General features: G+C 55.4%; 9 protein-coding genes and 2 tRNA genes. 6 read left to right on the forward strand and 5 right to left on the reverse strand.

The window, feature by feature from the left end:
* Both BP727_RS02245 and BP727_RS02250 read left to right on the forward strand, forming a co-directional pair.
* Window positions 1–5,091 (forward strand): SdrD B-like domain-containing protein (locus tag BP727_RS02245; protein WP_286857190.1); only part of this gene is annotated, 5,091 nt, incomplete at its 5' end.
* Window positions 5,092–5,285: 194 nt separating this feature from the next.
* Window positions 5,286–5,678, forward strand: a complete 393-nt coding sequence (locus BP727_RS02250) for a hypothetical protein (protein ID WP_048131888.1) — start codon at window positions 5,286–5,288, stop codon at window positions 5,676–5,678.
* Window positions 5,679–5,763: 85 nt separating this feature from the next.
* On the opposite strand, the gene BP727_RS02255 is transcribed toward BP727_RS02250, so the two are convergent.
* The 4 genes from BP727_RS02255 to BP727_RS02270 all read right to left on the reverse strand — a co-directional run bounded on the left by BP727_RS02255 (window position 5,764) and on the right by BP727_RS02270 (window position 8,140).
* Window positions 5,764–6,972, reverse strand: a complete 1,209-nt coding sequence (locus BP727_RS02255; RefSeq protein ID WP_013718828.1) for an MFS transporter — start codon at window positions 6,970–6,972, stop codon at window positions 5,764–5,766.
* A gap of 6 nt (window positions 6,973–6,978) precedes the next feature.
* The gene (locus tag BP727_RS02260) at window positions 6,979–7,212 is read right to left on the reverse strand and encodes an Lrp/AsnC ligand binding domain-containing protein (RefSeq protein WP_013718827.1); all 234 of its coding nucleotides are present in this window, start codon (window positions 7,210–7,212) and stop codon (window positions 6,979–6,981) included.
* A 91-nt stretch (window positions 7,213–7,303) separates the two neighbouring features.
* Complete coding sequence (locus tag BP727_RS02265) at window positions 7,304–7,735, reverse strand: tetratricopeptide repeat protein (protein ID WP_286857193.1); 432 nt, start codon at window positions 7,733–7,735, stop codon at window positions 7,304–7,306.
* A 60-nt stretch (window positions 7,736–7,795) separates the two neighbouring features.
* Complete coding sequence (locus BP727_RS02270; protein WP_013718825.1) at window positions 7,796–8,140, reverse strand: DUF3467 domain-containing protein; 345 nt, start codon at window positions 8,138–8,140, stop codon at window positions 7,796–7,798.
* A 116-nt stretch (window positions 8,141–8,256) separates the two neighbouring features.
* Between BP727_RS02270 and carA the strand changes: the two genes are divergently transcribed.
* The 4 genes from carA (at window position 8,257) to BP727_RS02290 (ending at window position 12,934) form a co-directional block, all read left to right on the forward strand.
* Entirely contained in the window at window positions 8,257–9,405 is a 1,149-nt protein-coding gene (gene carA, locus BP727_RS02275; protein ID WP_048131886.1) for a glutamine-hydrolyzing carbamoyl-phosphate synthase small subunit, read from the forward strand.
* Between the two features lie 3 nt (window positions 9,406–9,408).
* Complete coding sequence (gene carB, locus BP727_RS02280) at window positions 9,409–12,651, forward strand: carbamoyl-phosphate synthase large subunit (RefSeq protein WP_273277867.1); 3,243 nt, start codon at window positions 9,409–9,411, stop codon at window positions 12,649–12,651.
* Between the two features lie 129 nt (window positions 12,652–12,780).
* Window positions 12,781–12,854 (forward strand) — tRNA-Val (locus BP727_RS02285).
* Between the two features lie 7 nt (window positions 12,855–12,861).
* Window positions 12,862–12,934 (forward strand) — tRNA-Phe (locus tag BP727_RS02290).
* A 105-nt stretch (window positions 12,935–13,039) separates the two neighbouring features.
* Here the strand turns inward: BP727_RS02290 and BP727_RS02295 are convergent.
* Window positions 13,040–14,846: hypothetical protein (locus BP727_RS02295; protein WP_286857195.1), on the reverse strand; the 1,807-nt coding region annotated here is incomplete at its 5' end.

Genomic DNA, 14,846 nt, shown 5'->3' on the forward strand with positions numbered 1-14,846 from the left:
TCCATCCCGAGCTGGACCTGGACAACAACCGAGCAGGATATTGGCTCCCATACCATCGAGGTCAGGGCTCGGGACAACAACCACAATCCAGAAGGAGATAGCTCCCAGACAGCGGAATTCGTGGTTGAGGCTGCTCCAAACAATCCGCCAGAGCTAATGGATCTGGCCGCTGATCTGGCAAGCCCACAGCTTCTGGGAAGCAGGATCAATTGGACAGCAACGGCCAGCGATGCGGAAAATGATACCATATCCTACCGCTTCCTGGTCAACGATACCCCAGTCACCGACTGGCAGCCCGAGAATCTGTTCGCCTGGACGGCAACAGAAGCCGGAACGGCATTGATCACCGTGCAGGTCAAAGACGATCAGCACGATGGACCCGAAGGCGAGAGCGGAAACAGAAGCGCTGAGTTCGCCATAACAATGCCTCTGGCAGAAGAAGCTGCTCAGGAGGTCGCAGAAGCAGAACCGGTCGAAGAGGCCGCTGCTGAGCCGAATGAATCACCAAGCATCACAGAGCTTTCAGCCGATCTGGGAAGCCCCCAGGTTCTGGGAAGCAGTGTCAACTGGACAGCAGTTGCCAGCGATCCGGAAGATGATCCCATATCTTATCGCTTCCTGGTCAACGAGACTGCAGTCACCGACTGGCAGGCAGAAAACAAGTTCATCTGGACTGCATCTGAGGCCGGATCATTCCTGATCACAGCCCAGGCCAGGGACGATCAGCATGAGGGGCCGGAGGGCGATAGCGGAAACAGAAGCTCCGAGTTCGTCATAGTGCCGCTCGAAGAAGAAGCTCCCTTTGCAGAGGAACCTGCGGAGGAGATCGCTCCCGCTGAGACAAACGTCACTGACCAGGTCAATGTGACAGCTCCCGCCAATGTCACAGATGAAGAGAATGCCACCGCTCAGGCCAATATGACCGCTGAGGCGGAGAATGTGACTGAAGTGGTGGAGATCCCAGAGGATACTCTGGCCCCTCCAGTGACTGAGAACATCACCACTCCCATCGCACCGGAGAACATCACCGAGAACCTGACCGAAGAGGTATCTGAAGAGGATGCAGAGGTCGTAGCTCCTGTTGTGGAGAATCAGACCCCTGTGCTGAACTCTCTGATTCCGGATATCATAAGCCCCCAGAAGCCAGGGGTGACTGTAACCTGGACCGCCAATGCCACTGACGTGGACATGGATCCGTTGCTCTTCCGGTTCTTCCTCAATGGACCGGCAACAAATGGAGCCTGGGAGCCAAAGACAGAATGGATTTCAGATGATACCTGGGCCTGGGTGACATCCTCAATAGATCGGGGAGAGAACCAGGTGAAAGTTCAGGTTAGAGATGGACAACACTCTGGCGAAGACGGCTTTGACTCCGAGTACTCCGGCTACTTCACCCTCGCCGAGCCGAAGATGAACATCTCGGGCCTGGTATATGAGGACAAGAACGGAAATGGTGTGTCTGACAGCGGCGAGGCCTTATCCGGCTGGACGGTACAGATAACCAAACCGGATCAAAGCCAGGTTAGCGTCTTAACCCGAGAGGATGGAACCTATAGTTTCCAGGATCTTGATGCTGGAAGCTACACCATCAGCGAGACTCTGCCCTCTGGCTGGGTGGCAGCAATTCCCGAAGGCGGATCTCATAACGTCGATCTATCCGAAGGAGACGTTGAAGGCCTGGACTTCGTCAACAAGCTCGTCCAGTACACCATCTCCGGCAGGAAGTTCAACGACCTGAACGGCAACGGTGCCTTCGACGGCGAGCCGGGAATGGAGGGCTGGACGATTGAGCTCTCTAGAGACGGCAGTTTGATCAGCACTGCCACCACGGAAAAGGACGGATCCTATAAGTTCGCAGAGCTATCCCCCGGAAGCTACACCGTATCCGAGGTCGAGCAGGCTGGCTGGACCAGGACTGCACCTCCTGAAGGCTCCTACACCGTGGAGCTGACGGATGGGGATGTAGCAGACATAAACTTCGGCAACCACGGCTCCTTTGCCATATCAGGAACCAGCTTCCTGGACAGCAACGGCAACGGCGTCAAGGATGAGGGCGAGCCGGGCAGGGCTGGAGTGGCCATTCAGCTATCCCGCGACGGTAGCGTCATAAATGCCACCACCACGCTTGAAGATGGCTCTTATGCCTTCCGCAATCTGTCTCCTGGAACCTACAGCATAAGCCAGGTCGCTGCAGAGGGCATCAATCAGATAGCACCTGAAGGCCCCTGGACGGTTGAGCTTAAGGATGCCGATGTGGCCGACAAGGATTTCGCCAACAGCGGCGGTCTTTCCATCTCCGGCCAGAAGTACTATGACATCAACGGCAACGGCCTGCAGGACGAGGATGAGCCTGGCATTCCCGGCGGGGAAGTGAGCCTGGTCGAGAACGGCAAGGTAGTGGCCAATACCACCACCGATGAGAACGGACTCTACAGCTTCGAGAACGTCCTGCCTGGGACCTACACCATAAACGATCCCGTCCCGACGGGCATGGTCCTCACCACCTCTTCCACGGTCACAGTGACCATCAAAACGGTAGTGGTGACCAACGTCAACTTCGGAATACGCGGATCTAATTCCATATCCGGAATGAAGTACGAGGATCTGAATAGCGACAGCACCAAGAATCCCGGTGAGAAGGGCCTTTCCGGCTGGGAGATGGTCCTGACCGGGAGCACCTGGTTTGGCAAGCCGCTTCCCACCCTTACCGCCACCACGGACAACAACGGCAACTACAAGTTCGAGAGGCTCCTTCCCGGCACATACAAGGTTAGCGAGACCTCAAGAACCGGCTGGACGCAGACCGCTCCAGCGGGGGGGAGCCACAGCATAGTCTTCGATGTGAGAACACCTCCCAGAGAGGCAAAGGACAACGACTTTGGGAATAGATTGGCAGCTCAATCCATCTCTGGAGTGAAGTACAACGATATCAACGGCAACGGGGTCAGAGATCCCGGCGAGCCAGGAATGGGCGGCTGGAAGATCAACCTGGAGCCGGCTGGAGGAGGGGTGATAAAGGTTGCAACCACCGAAGCTGACGGCTCTTACAGTTTCACGGATGTTGCCTCTGGAACCTATACCGTTCGGGAGATTCATCAGCCCGGATGGGATCAGAAGGCACCAGCGAGTGGCACTTATACCGTCACCCTGGATTCATCCACTACCAGCGTTTCTGGAAAGGATTTCGGCAACTGGAATCCATTGCCTGCCAATCCATCACTTATCCCGGACAAGAGCAGTCCCCAGAGGTCTGGAACACCGATCATCTGGACGGCCAGGGCAGATGACCTTGATCCTCTCCAGTACAGATTCCTGGTTAGAGGGCCGGGAATCAACCTGGACACCGGCTATAGCAGCAGGAGCGTCTGGACCTGGAACACTCTCGGCTATCCTGCCGGTAAGTATGAGGTTGAGGTCTGGATCAGGGATGGACAGCATTCTGGCCCAGGAGGATACGATGTCAAGAAGACCGTCTCCTTTAGCCTGACCGGCGGCAATCTGCCGCCCAGTGTGCAGGTCCTTTACACCGACCGGCCTGAGCCGCAGTATGCCGGCAGCTGGATCAAGTGGACGGCTATAGCCTCTGATCCAGACAGAGACCCCTTGCAGTACCGGTTCTTCCTGCGCGGTCCTGCCACCCGCGGATTCTGGGTGGATATGACCGGCTGGGGCAAGAGCAACCAGTGGATCTGGAGGACCACTCCTGCAGACGTGGGCTACAGCGAGGTGCTGGTAGCAGTCAGGGACGGCAAGCATGCCGGACCTGCCGGCTCGGATGACTATCAGGTTGGCCGGTTCTTCATCATGAATGTGAACCTGCCTCCGGTGATCACCGGCCTGGGCACGAACCTTCCCAGCGCACAGCCAGTAGGAGCTACCATCAGATGGGCGGCCACCGCCAGCGACCCGGAGGGCAATCCGCTCTTCTTCAGGTACTGGATGAGGGGTCCATCGACCGGCGGACTGTGGCGAATGGTCCGCGACTGGTCCACCGATCCAACCTGGACCTGGCCGACAACGCCGGCTGATGCGGGCACCAGCGAGATCAAGGTGCAGGTGAGGGATGGCCTCCATTCCAGCCCAGCCGGATGGGACGATGATGCTGGTGCGCTGTTCACAGTGCGGCGGCAGAATCTGCCCCCCACTCTGATCTCCCTTGGATCGGACAAACCCAGCTCCCAGAAGGCAGGAACGCCTGTGACCTGGACAGCAATAGCGACTGACCCGGATATGGAGCCACTGCTTTACCGGTTCTGGCTGAAGGGTCCATCCACCGGGAACAGCTGGAAGATAGTGCAGGACTGGTCATATAAGAATCAGTGGACCTGGGCCAGCCTGCCGTCCGATGGCGGAGCCTATACGGTCTATGTCTATGTCCGGGATGGCTGGCATAATCCTGAGACCGGATATGATAGCGCTGTGGGGGCCCCCTTCATCCTGGCCCCCAATCAGCCGCCGGTTCTGACCGCTCTGAAATCCGACCGCCTCAGCCCTCAAGGAGCTGGAACCCCGGTTAAGTGGACCGCTGCGGCAATCGATGCAGATAAAGATCCGATATACTACCGGTTCTGGTTGAAAGGCCCCTCCACCGGCAACGTCTGGCAGATAGCTCAAGACTGGTCCCTGGCGAACCAGTGGACCTGGTCCAGCATGCCAAATGATGGCGGAGCCTATACGGTCTACGTCTACGCCAGAGACGGCTGGCATTACCCTGACACCGGGTACGATAGCGCTCTGGGCTCCTCCTATCAGCTGATCTCCAATCAGCCGCCGGTTCTGACCGCTCTGAAATCCGACCGCCCCAGCCCCCAGGGAGCTGGAACCCCGGTTAAGTGGACGGCAACCGCTAGCGATGCAGATAAAGATCCATTGTATTATCAGTTCTGGCTGAAAGGCCCCTCCACCGGCAATGTTTGGAGGATCGTGCAGAGCTGGTCAGCTAAGAATCAGTGGACCTGGTCCAGTGCTCCCACCGATGCTGGCAACTATAGGGTCTATGTGTATGTCAGAGACGGCAAGCATGCCCCAGCCAATGCTTATGACAGTGCCATGGGCCAGGGCTATATGCTGCAGGATATGGTGAGACGGTAGGAGCCAGCACATCGAATAGAAAGGCAAAGAGACTGCAAATAAGCATAATGCCTGCAGCTTCTGGATCGGAAAGGATGCAAAGGCTGCTGGCTTGAAGCTTTTTGAGGTGGGCAGAGGAGAAATATGCCCACCTCCGATTTTTCTTTCCAAACGTCAGTTAGATTTAAATCCCTTTCATGCAAGCAAGACGGTTCATGATAAAGCATCTCATTTCGGCTGCCGTGCTCCTAATGCTGGCCAGTACCACCCTGGGAACGACTTGGCTTTATACCGATCCTCTATCCTTCCCGATATCGGAATATTATTCAGCCAACGCCGCCTTCAATATCACAGACACTGCCCTCACCAGGATCGCTGGTTTTACCTATTACTCCACCCTGGGCGAGGACTTCTATATGCGTGCCATTCCGGTCAACTATACAAATGTCACCAACTCTATAATGATCACCAGCGCTGGAAAAGGGACCGCATCTTTCCTGGCCTCTCCCACCTTCGACGGCCATGCAGAGAACAATCTGCTGTATGCCAAAGATAAATCCTCATTCCGAGTGGGTGGCCAGGGCTCCTGGACGAATTTGAGCCAATAAGGATACTGGAACGGATCGCTGCCGAAATCGGGCTGGCGGGAGTTGACCCCTCCTGCAGCTCAATTGGTCTTTTCTGTCACCCTTTTCAGAGCCTATCGGCATCTTCCCTGCTATTTACGGAATCCTCTTTTGCTTCCCGGATGGCAACAGCTCCCAAAGTTATTGCCAGGGCGATCAGAGTGAAGGCATACAAAGCGCCATCAATTCCCTGCATATCCGCCGCCAGCCCGGCCATGATAGGGCCCACCACCACTCCGGACATACGGGCAGTATTGAAGATGCCATAGGTCTCCCCCCTCCGAGATGCATTGGTGGTATCGGCGACGAGTGCGGCAGCCGCCGGGCTGCATATGCCCAGGCCCAAACCCAGGCCGGCAAAGAGGATCAGTACCTGGATGAGGTTTGAGACTATGAAGAGAAGCGCAAATGAGATCAGGCCAGCCAGGCTGCCCAGAAATATGAGCCATTTTCTCCTCCCTCGATCTGCCAGGCGGCCGAAGTAAATGTTGGAGATGGCAGTGATTCCTCCATAGACCAGATAGATGAGCCCTATATCGGTGGTGGAGAAGCCCAGAGCCTTGGCGTAGGAAGGGAGAAGGGTGATGTTGAAGCCGCCCACCACCCCTGACCAGAGGATGACCGCGCAGCAGGCGAGAAATGTGATCGCATATCCAGGGGCGATGAGTGGCTCCTCTCTTCTTTGAGGCTGCTCATCAGCCTTCGGGACTATGCCCCTGGATTCGGGTACTTTAAAAGTGACTATGATGATCGATGCTATTCCCAGGAGGGTCCAGAAGTAGAAGGGTGCTTCAAGCCCCATCTGATCATAGAGCGCTCCCCCCATAAATGGACCTAAAGCCAGGGCGGAGTAAAAGGCAGCATTGTAAAAGCCCATGGCGGCTCCTCTGCTGTGAGCACGAGACTGGTCTATGATCAGGGCCATGGCAGTGGGCCAGACGAAGGCGGCACCGACACCCCCCAGAGCTCTTATGAATAGCAGGGTATAGGCGTTCTCGGCATAGATGTACAGAGGTGGGAGGACTGCAAATGTCATCAGTCCTATGAGCATTAGCCTCTTTCTTCCCATCCGGTCGGAGAGGCGGCCTATAGGCACCTGGACTAGCAGCTGCGACGCTCCGTAGATGGATATTATGAACCCGAGCAGGGTGTAAGATGCCCCCAGGTCCATAACATAGCTGGGAAAGAATGGTACGACCAGAGTGAATCCCAGGACGGCGACGAATACCGCCAGATAGAGGGGCCAGAGCGAACCGGAATCCTTGGTTATTTGCATCCTGTCCTAGAACTTCAGCTCCATGCCCAGAATGGTCTGAGTATTGGTCACTCCGTTTATCTCCCTCACATTCATCACTGCCCGGTTGAGGTCGGAGATGCCTTCCACGTCTACTATGGCGATGAAATCCCTCTCACCGTATACGGGAACGACCTCGCAGATCCCTTTGATCTTCTCCAAGCGATCGTGGACTGCTTTCTCTGTCCCTGGCTCTACATTGATCATTATAAAACCCTTCATAGCCTCTCACCTCCCCGTCCAGTTGATGATTCAAAGAGCTTTCCTGCTATTACTCTTTTCTCTCTGCCCCGCCATCCGGCTCGCATTTGGCCTAATCCCCGCTCTGTCCGTCCCTTTCCAGGATCTTTTTCTGCACCATCTCTATCTCATCCTCCAGGCGCTTTAAAGAGAGCTTCTCCCGGGCAAGGTACAGGCAGTTGAGGGCCTCCTCCAGCCTTCCCATAGCGGTTAGAACAACCGCAGTGGACTCGAGGTCTATGGCATCTCCTCCCTTTTCCAGGACGGTATCGTAGGCCTCCAGGGCCTCAGGTAGCCTCTTTTGGTTTCGAAGCAGAAATGCACGGTTTCGCAGAGCATCGAGATTACTCGGATCGAGGGCAATAGATCGGTCGTAGCTCTCCAGAGCCTCATCGATTCGACCCAGGCCATAGAAGGCCACGCCCAGGTTGTTCCAGGCCTCTGGCATATCCGGATTGGAGGCGGTGACAATTTGGAAGTATTCTATGGCTTTCTCAAAATCCATTCTCCGGACGCAATCCATTCCTTTGTGAAGTTGAATCTTTTCTTTGCTGTTCATGGATCATCACATGTAGCCCTGAATGGGGGCAGATTCTCCGGATTTTTCCGTGTTACCCTTCTCGCCAGACCCTGCACCAGGCCTCTTGATTTCCCCAAATTTCTTCTCATAGTCCTTGATATGCTCTTCCAGCCATCTGGCCAGCTCCTTGGCAGCTAGAGGAGATAAGATGATCTCCATCTCGATCTTTCTTTCCATGACGGTGATGTTCTTGTTCCCATCTCTCTGGATCTTGGGCGAATCATTGTAAAAAGCAATTCTGAAGTCATAGGGGCTGTGGCCGCCTATTGCCCCGATGGCATAGATCTGCTTGAACTCGGAGCTGCGCGTGGTCTCTACAGATACTTCCATAGACCGAATTATGGTCTCAAGATTAAAAAAGATGATGATCTCTTTGCTGCGATCTGATCGTCCAACTCATCATCGAAATGTATTTAGACGACCTGGCGTCTTGTTTTCCCGATAATATGATTGGGCTCTTAGGGTTAGAAGACGGTACACGGGTGATAGGTACCGGTTTTGGTGCGCCCGGCGTTGTCGCGGGCGAACTGGTCTTCACAACCATCATGTCCGGTTATGAGGAGGCGCTGACCGATCCCTCTTATCATGGAGAGATGCTGTTGTTCACTTATCCTCTCCAGGGCAATTATGGGGTGAGCGGGGACGATTTTCAGTCGGACGGGATGTGGCCCAGGGCCATGATCTGCAGGGAGCACTGGGACCGTCCGACTCATCACCGCCTGAACAAAACCCTCAATCAGTTCTTGCTGGATGAGGGCCGGCCTGGACTGTGCGAAGTGGACACCAGGATGCTCACCATTAAGGTGAGAGAACAAGGGGTGCTGAAGGCCGCGGTTGCCGTGGGTGAGAAGGACGAGATAATGGATCTGGATGTGGTGGGCCTGGCCCGATCCCAGCCGGACATATCCAGCCAAGACCTCCTGAGGGATGTCACCTGCAAAAAGCCCTACCGGATTGAAGGCCGGGGCAAGAGGATCGCGGTGATCGACCTGGGGATCAAGAGGAGGATATTGAGAAGCCTGTCAGATAGGGATTTTGATCTGATGGTGCTCCCTGCACATAGCACGATTCAGGATATAGAAGCGGCTGGACCTGATGCCCTGTTTCTGTCCAATGGCCCTGGGGACCCGGAGAGAGCGGAGAAGGCCATCCAGGCCGTGCGCCATTTCGCTGGAGAGATGCCCATATTTGGCATATGCCTGGGCCATCAGGTCATATCCCTGGCCCTGGGAGCGGAGACCTTCAAGCTCAAGTTCGGCCATCATGGAGGCAATCAGCCGGTCAAAGACCTGGGGAAGGGGATCGTCTACATCACCTCTCAGAACCATAACTTCGCTGTAGTTCCCTCCTCCCTGGAGGGGACAGGGCTGGAGGTCACCCAGCTTAATGCCAGCGACGGTACGGTGGAGGGGATCCAGAGTAAGAGCCTGGATGTCATCGCGGTGCAGTATCACCCTGAGGCCTATCCTGGGCCTCATTGCACCACCGATCACTTCTTCAGCTCAGTGGTGGGGGTCATGGATAACAAGAAGGGCAAGCATGGCAAGGATGACAAAAATGGCAAAAATGACCGGGCTGTGCCGGGGAGGGGATAGAGGATGCCCAAAAGAGCGGATATACATAAGGTCCTTCTCATAGGCTCGGGACCCATTCAGATCGGCCAGGCGGCGGAGTTTGATTTCTCCGGGTCTCAGGCCTGCAAGTCCCTGCGCGAGGAGGGGATTGAAGTGGTCCTGGTCAACTCCAATCCGGCCACCATCATGACCGATCCGGACACCGCGGACAAGGTCTATATCGAGCCTCTGGAGCCGGATATCGTCGCCAAGATCATTGAGAAGGAGAGGCCGGATGGAATCATCGCCGGCATCGGCGGCCAGACCGGACTGAACATCACCTCCGAGCTGGCAGAGATGGGAATTCTAGAGAAGTACAATGTGGAGGTGCTTGGGACCTCAGTCAAATCCATTCAGGAGGCTGAGGACCGGGACCTGTTCAAGCAGGCCATGCAGAAGGTGGGCGAGCCGGTGCCAGAGAGCCGGGCGGTCAACACTTTGGATGAGGCTCTGGAGGTTATGGAGGAGCTTGGTCTGCCCCTGGTGGTCAGGCCCGCATATACATTGGGCGGTTCGGGAGGAGGCATAGCCAAGACCCGGGAGGAGCTCTTGCAGATCTGCGACCTGGGGCTGAAAAGGTCCAGGATCAGCCAGGTGCTCCTCGAAGAGAGCGTGGGGGGCTGGACGGAGCTGGAGTATGAGGTGATGAGGGATAGCAATGATACCTGCATCACCATCTGCAATATGGAGAACATGGACCCCATGGGGATTCACACCGGCGAGTCGATAGTGGTGACCCCCATCCAGACCCTCACCGACCATGAGATTCAGATGCTCAGGAGCGCGGCCATCAATATCATCCGGGCTCTGAAGATCGAGGGGGGCTGCAACATCCAGTTCGCGGTCAAGGATGGCGAGTACCGGGTGATCGAGGTCAACCCCCGTGTATCCCGCTCCAGCGCCCTGGCCTCCAAAGCCACCGGCTATCCTATTGCCCGGGTGACGGCCAAGATCGCCATTGGCATGACACTGGATGAGATCAGAAACGATGTAACCCGGGAGACGCCGGCATCCTTTGAGCCGATGGTGGATTATGTGGTGGCTAAGATCCCCCGCTGGCCGTTTGACAAGTTCGTCCGGGCGGACAAGACCCTTACCACCGCCATGAAGTCCACCGGCGAGGTGATGGCCATCGGCAGGAGCTATGAGGAGGCGCTCTTGAAGGCCGTACGGTCTTTGGATATCGACAAGGATTTCGGATACAAGGGAAAGTATGCCACCTGGACGGACGAGGAGCTGCGGGATCTGCTAGTGAATCCCACAGACGACCGACTGTTTGCCATCTATGAGGCTCTGAAGAGGGGGACGAGTCCCGAGGAGATATCGGATATCACCGGCATTGGGCCCTACTTCATCTACCGGATTGTAAATATCGTCCGGATGGAGGAGGAGATAAGGCAGGCTAAGGGAACAAACGAAAATTCCGTTATGGATGCGGATACCCTGCGCCGGGCGAAGAGGACGGGCTTTACCGATGAGCAGATCGGATCGATGGTGGGACGAAGCCGGGAGGAGATAGCTGACCTGCGCCGCTCCCTGAAGATCATTCCCACCTTCAAGATGGTGGATACCTGCGCTGCGGAGTTCGAGGCCACCACTCCATATTACTACTCCTCCTACGATACCCAGTGCGAGCTTGTGCCCTCCGGCCGGAAGAAGGTCCTCATCCTGGGCTCGGGCCCTATCCGGATCGGCCAGGGGATAGAGTTCGACTACTGCACCGTTCATGCGGTCATGGCCCTGCGAGAGCAGGGGATAGAGGCCCATATTATCAATAACAATCCGGAGACCGTCTCCACCGATTATGATACCTCGGACAAGCTGTTCTTCGAGCCGGTCACCCTGGAGGATGTGATGAACATCATTGAGAAAGAGGAGCCCCACGGCCTGATGGTGCAGTTCGGCGGCCAGACGGCCATCAACCTGGCTCTTTCTCTGGAAAAGGAGATCGCTCGCCTGGGGCTGAAGACGAGAATTTTAGGCACCTCGCCTGACAGCATCGACCTGGCTGAGGACCGGGAGAGGTTCAATGCCCTCATGACCAGGCTGAACATCCCCCAGCCCAATGCGGGCATCGCCTTCTCACCGGCTGAGGCGCGGGAGGTGGCGGCAAAGATAGGCTATCCTGTCCTGGTCCGGCCCAGCTACGTTTTAGGGGGCCGGGCGATGGAGATCGTCTATGATGAGAAGGGACTGGACGTGTACATGCAGGAGGCGGTGCGGGTCTCGAGGGAGCATCCGGTCTTGATCGACGACTTCCTGCAGGATGCGGTGGAGATAGATGTGGATGCCGTCTGCGACGGAAAGGATGTGCTCATCGGCGCCATCATGGAGCATATCGAGGAGGCGGGAATCCACTCAGGCGACAGCGCCTGCATGATACCGCCCCAGACTTTGCCCGGCGTCGTCTTAGAGGTGGTGCGGGATTATGTGCGCAAAATTGCCCTGGGCCTGGGTGTGATCGGTATCGTCAACCTGCAGATGGCTTACAAGGACGGCACAGTTTATGTCCTGGAGGCCAACCCCCGATCCAGCCGGACCATACCCTTCGTCTCCAAGGCCACCGGCCTGCCCCTGGCCAAGATCGCGGCCAATGTGATGATCGGCAAATCATTGGCCGAGCAGGGGTACACCAGGGAGCCTAAGGTGCCCTATGTGGCGGTAAAGGAGGTTCTTTTGCCCTTCGATAAGCTGCCCGGGGCGGATGCCCTCCTGGGCCCGGAAATGAGGTCTACGGGAGAGGTGATGGGCATTGACTACCAGCTGGGTCTGGCCTTCTTCAAGGCGGAGCTGTCAGCCTACAATCCCCTGCCCCTGGGGGGAGTGGTCTTCATATCGGTCAAAGACGAGGACAAGGCGGCAGCGGCTGTGGCGGCGAGGAAGCTCGTCGATGCAGGCCTGGATATCATCGCCACGGACAATACCGCAGAGTATCTCTCAAAATCGGGAATAAAGGTGGAGAGGGTGCAGAAGATCTATAACGGCAGCCCCAATGTGCTGGACTATATGAAGCGGGGGGAGGTGAAGCTGATAATCAACACTCCCACCACCAAGCAGTCGGTGAAAGACGGCTATCAGATCCGGAGGAGTGCGGTGGACTATCATGTGCCCTATATCACCACCATCCAGGCGGCGCAGGCGGCGGCCGATGCCATTCTCCTCGCCGGGAAGGATCAGGTCACCATCAAGGCCCTGGATGAGTATCATCGGGAGGTCTATTACACCTGATGGGGTTTGGGGAGTTGGGCAGGATGGCGGGTAAGATGCATTCTCGTCCCTGCAGAATTCTCTCCCCGCGTGCCCCCTTCTGCCTGACCGAAGCCTTTATCTGCGAGGAAAGATAGGAAACCTGCTTGCGGGCCCGTGGTCTAGCTGGTTATGACGTCGCCTTGACATGGCGGAGGTCATGCGTTCGAATCGCGTCGGGCCCACCTATCAGCCCAAGTAGCTCAGTTGGGAGAGCGTCAGACTGAAGATCTGAATGTCCCCGGTTCGAGTCCGGGTTTGGGCATATAATTACTGAGTAAATCATTCTGCTAATATCGATTTGCAAGAGTCTATTACAGATATCAATAAAGTTAAAGCTGCCGGTGGCCCGACAGCTACTCAAGGTCCCTCAAGAATCTATGATGGCTACGTTTAGTGTCTCGCCTTCGTATATGTGTAATGGATCGAACTCCCAGTCGACTGCCAAGCCCCCGTAGGCGTTGAAAGCCCGGCTGCGGCCCTCCAAGTAGAAGTGGTATGCTCCTTGGGCCGCTGTGCTCGGCACATTCACAGTCCATGTTAGGACCTTATTGTTATCGTTTACTGCTTTGTGCCAGTAACTTGAGCTGCCGATAATTGTGCTGCCATCCTTGCAGCCGACAAGGCTGATTGACAGATCACGCAAGTGATCCGCAGCCACATTGTAAGTAACCTCCATATCTATACTGCTATTCGGAATTCTGGAAATGATTGGGCAGTCAAGATCCAGATCATTCCAGGCCGCTATTCCTGCTTGCCTCCAGCGAAGGCTCAGGAATTTGACCAAAGGTCGGCTATTGTCCACGACCACATCCACCTCTGGCAGTTCGGGCAAGATGGGATTGTGACCCGCATCGTATAGCTCCAGACGCACCTTGTACTCTCCATTGGAATAGTGATAAGTTGGCCAATTTATGAGCGTATGATACGGATAGTAGTCATTAGCTGGAGTCAATATGGGATAGAATCCATCTGAATCTGGCATTACCTCATGAAACGTTCTGGAGCTGATTCTATATTGATACCAAGACTCCTTGAAAGCTTTAGCCGAACCCATAAAACTATAAAATACTCTGTAGAATGCCGCCTGAGAGTATTCTGGACATCCCACCAGCCGCAACACGCCGCTAAATGGTGTCTCAGCTTCCGGGCGTGCTCCATTTGGCTTGGGCCTGTTGACGCGCACAGCATATCCATCTTTTAGATATGCGATATCTACAGGCATATCATTTATGCCAACTATCCCCGTTGTGGTGCATGGTTGATATCCAGCTGCGCCACATGGGACGCATATAGCATTTCCCCATACATCAATGACAACGTTAGTGGTGGGGTCTTGGAGATTCCAGTTCACATCGAAGAGGCCTTGATCATAAATGGTCTCCAGATTGCCATCGCCATTTGTGTCCTGTTCCACCTTGAACACAATATCTGGCACATCCAGGAATAGCCTCAGTTCAGGCACAATCTCTGCCCAACAGGGCATGAGGCGCAGGATTGGCTTGGCTTTGCGCAGATTGGCAATCATTCTTTTATCTGGCAGTAACTTCAGCAGTTTCTCGTCATCAGGTAGAGCAGGTGGCGATATTGGCAATGGGAAGGCTGCTTTCTCCATCACCGGCTGTTTGTCTCTGGCCAGAGGCTCAAACAGCTCTTCTGATATAGCCCTCCGCGCAATCTCGAATTTCGCCTCTGTATAGAACCGGCTTGTCGAAGGCAGCGCACTGGAATACAAATCAGGTGAACCTGGTGGTGGAAGTGGAATGACCGGTGTCTGAACTTCAGAGCCCGATCTAGACCTGTATTTCATCTCAGGCAAATGTTTCAGCCTGGGATATGCTCTCAGATCGGGTTTGACGCCCAGATCGATGGCATCGATTACTCTGGGCGGTTTAAGTAGATCCCATAAGCAGCGGATGCGAAGCCTCCATCTCAGGATGGCATCTATATCAAAGAGGGGAATGTCCACGCAGAACCGTCCGCACTCGTCAGTCGTTGTTGTGGCAATCTCTTCCCTGCGAATCCAAAACGGGAACAGCCAACACCATGGCTGGCCAGGATAGGGATACCACCACATGAAATGCACATCCACGTCCAAAATGTGAACCGTGGCACCCGGCACTGGACAGTCGTTGCCAAAGATCGGATCTCTCTTGACCACCCTGCCGCATACATTT

Source organism: Methanosaeta sp. UBA356 (assembly GCF_002496465.1).
GTDB lineage: Archaea > Halobacteriota > Methanosarcinia > Methanotrichales > Methanotrichaceae > Methanothrix > Methanothrix soehngenii.